This window comes from Senegalia sp. (in: firmicutes) (assembly GCF_052088025.1).
In the GTDB taxonomy this organism is placed as follows: Bacteria; Bacillota; Clostridia; order Tissierellales; family SIT17; genus Anaeromonas.
In genome coordinates this window covers 1-2,739 of the sequence record NZ_JBQCYD010000006.1, presented here as the reverse complement: position 1 = coordinate 2,739, position 2,739 = coordinate 1, and the positions used below count along the sequence as shown (strand labels likewise).

Annotated in this window: 5 protein-coding genes; all 5 read left to right on the top strand. The window is 24.6% G+C overall.

Annotated features, from left to right (window positions below):
- Nucleotides 1-129 precede the first annotated feature (129 nt).
- Complete coding sequence (gene spoIIIAA / locus ACTHUW_RS02545) at nucleotides 130-1,131, top strand: stage III sporulation protein AA (RefSeq protein WP_442198349.1); 1,002 nt, start codon at nucleotides 130-132, stop codon at nucleotides 1,129-1,131.
- Nucleotides 1,122-1,646 carry a hypothetical protein gene (locus ACTHUW_RS02540; protein ID WP_442198348.1) on the top strand — a complete coding sequence of 175 codons (525 nt, stop codon included), beginning with the start codon at nucleotides 1,122-1,124 and terminating at the stop codon, nucleotides 1,644-1,646. Before spoIIIAA ends, ACTHUW_RS02540 begins: the two co-directional genes overlap by 10 nt.
- 13 nt (nucleotides 1,647-1,659) lie before the next feature.
- Nucleotides 1,660-1,857, top strand: coding sequence for a stage III sporulation protein AC (gene spoIIIAC, locus ACTHUW_RS02535; RefSeq protein WP_442198882.1), 198 nt, complete (start codon nucleotides 1,660-1,662; stop codon nucleotides 1,855-1,857).
- A gap of 10 nt (nucleotides 1,858-1,867) precedes the next feature.
- Nucleotides 1,868-2,254 (top strand): stage III sporulation protein AD, encoded by a 387-nt coding sequence (spoIIIAD, locus tag ACTHUW_RS02530; RefSeq protein ID WP_442210160.1) that lies wholly within the window; start codon nucleotides 1,868-1,870, stop codon nucleotides 2,252-2,254.
- An 11-nt stretch (nucleotides 2,255-2,265) separates the two neighbouring features.
- On the top strand, nucleotides 2,266-2,739 hold a 474-nt coding region (locus ACTHUW_RS02525; protein WP_442212438.1), incomplete at its 3' end, for a stage III sporulation protein AE.

Genomic DNA, 2,739 nt, shown 5'->3' with positions numbered 1-2,739 from the left:
ATACATAAATAAATATTTTTTTAAAGACTATGATAAGTTAACTTATCATAGTTTTTTTTATTTTTTTAAAATTTAGGAATATTTGAGATGATGAGGTAATACAAATATATATATAAGGAGGGACAGGTTATGAATAAACTAAGGAATAATGAAGATGTATTATATGATTTGAAAAGATTTGAATCTGTAATATCAAGATTAGATATAAAGCTTGAGAATATACTTAAAAATATACCTACTAGTCATAAAAAAACTATTGAAGAAATAAGATTAAGAGTAGACAGACCTCTAATGATTGAAGCCTTTGGAAATGATTACTTTGTAAAAGAAAATGGAAAATTAACACAGCATATAAATGAAAGTTTTATTGTAAAAAAAGAAATTATAAAAAAAACATTTGAAAGACTTTGTGAGTATTCGGTATATTCGGTACAAAATGAATTAATAAATGGGTTTATAACTATAAAAGGTGGACATAGAATTGGAATTGGTGGAAAAGTTATATATAAAGATAAGAACATCTCTACTATAAAAGATATTTCATCTCTAAATATAAGAATAGCTAGACAAAAGATTGGAATTTCTAAAGATGTGGTTCCCTTTTTATGGGACAAGGGGAGTATATTTAATACTTTGATAATTTCTCCTCCTCAATGTGGGAAGACTACTTTACTTAGAGATATCATAAGAACCATTAGCAATAATAAAATAAAGGTCGCAGTTATTGATGAAAGATCAGAGATTGGAGGCCTACACCAAGGTATACCTCAAAATGATTTAGGGCTTAGAACTGATGTATTAGATAGGGTAAATAAATTTGAAGGAACACTTATGATGCTAAGAGCCCTATCACCTAATGTAATTGCAACTGATGAACTTGGTGCTAAAGAGGATATTGATGCCATACATAATTCACTCAAAGCAGGTGTTAAGATTCTTGCTACTATACATGGAGAAAGTTTATTAGATATCAAATCAAAGCCTAATATAGCAAATATAATTGATGAAAAAATTTTTAAAAGAATAATTATTTTAGATAATTCTAAGGGTGTTGGCACTATAAGAGATATTTTAGATGGTGTTACAAATAAATCATTGATAAATCATAAAGGAGAAATCAAATGTTTGTAATCAAAATAGCAGCTTGCGCAATGATTTTTATTCCATCTTCTATTATTGGAATATTAATAAGCAAGAAATATTCTAATAGAGTAGAAAATATAACTTCTATGATAAATTGTCTTTTGATTTTAGATACAGAAATAATTCATTTGTCTAATCCTATAGATATAGCTTTTAAGAATGTAGATGAGAGATCTGATAGTAAAGTTTCAAAAATATTTTTAGATACAATTATAAATTTAAACAATAATAGAAATTCAAATTTACATAATGCATTTAAAAATATTTTAACTATGGAGAGTTCAAACTACAATTTTACAAAAGAAGATAAAGAGATATTATTATCACTTTCAAAAGTAATGGGAGTTACTGATAGTGATGAACAAAATAAACATTTTGATACTGCTATAGAGCAATTAAAAATTCAAAGAAAACAAGCAATAATTGAAGCAGAAAAAAATGAAAAATTACATAAAAAATTAGGAGTAATTTTTGGATTGTTAATTATACTGATATTAATTTAAAGGGGAGTAAAATATGAGCGTAGATATAATTTTTAAGATAGCTGGTATAGGTTTATTAGTTTCTATTACCAATCAAGTACTAATTAGGGCTGAAAGAGAAGAAATGGCAACTATGGTCACTTTAGTTGGTATAGTGATGGTTCTTGGCATTGTTATAGATTTAATAATTGATCTTTTTGATAATGTAAAGTCAATTTTTAATTTATATTAAGGTGATTAATATGAATATAGTACAAGTTGTAGCCATTGCACTTATAGCAACTCTCCTAATTGTAACCTTAAGAGAACAAAGACCAGAAATTTCTATATTATTAAGTGTTGTTACAGGGATTTTGATTTTCATATTTATTATGGACAAAGTAATATTTGTAATAGATGTATTAAAGGATCTATCTATTAGGGCAAATTTAGATTTTATATATTTTACTACAATATTAAAAATAATAGGTATTGCTTATATTTGTGAATTTGGTGCTCAAATTGCAAAGGATGCTGGTGAATCTTCTATTGCAACGAAAATAGAACTTGCGGGTAAAGTTATGATTTTAGTAATTTCTATACCAATATTACTTTCATTGTTAGAATTAATATTAAAAATAATGCCTTAAAGGTGTGACTTATGAAAAAAATAATATTACTAATTATTATAGCTAGTTTTATAAATACAAATGTTTATGCATCCGAAGAAGATAAAGATTCAAATATTACTTATGAATTGGTTGAAAAGCAGTTAGATAATTTAAATATCAATGAAATAACTAATATAATTAAAAAAATAAACACTGATACTAAAGAATATTTTGGTGATATAGAATTTAAATCTATAATCCAAAGAATTGTTAAAGGAGAAAAAGTATTTGAAGAGGAAAAGATATTAAATGGTATATTAAAGCTTTTATTAGATGAATTCATGAAAAATATAGATTTAATACTACAACTTTTATTATTAGCTATAATTTCTGCTATACTTATAAATCTTCAAAATTCATTTGAAAATGAGACTATATCAAATATAGCTAATTTTATAATATATATTATATTAATTTCTATAATAATAAAAAGCTTTGTATTAGCAATTGATATTGGTAAGGAT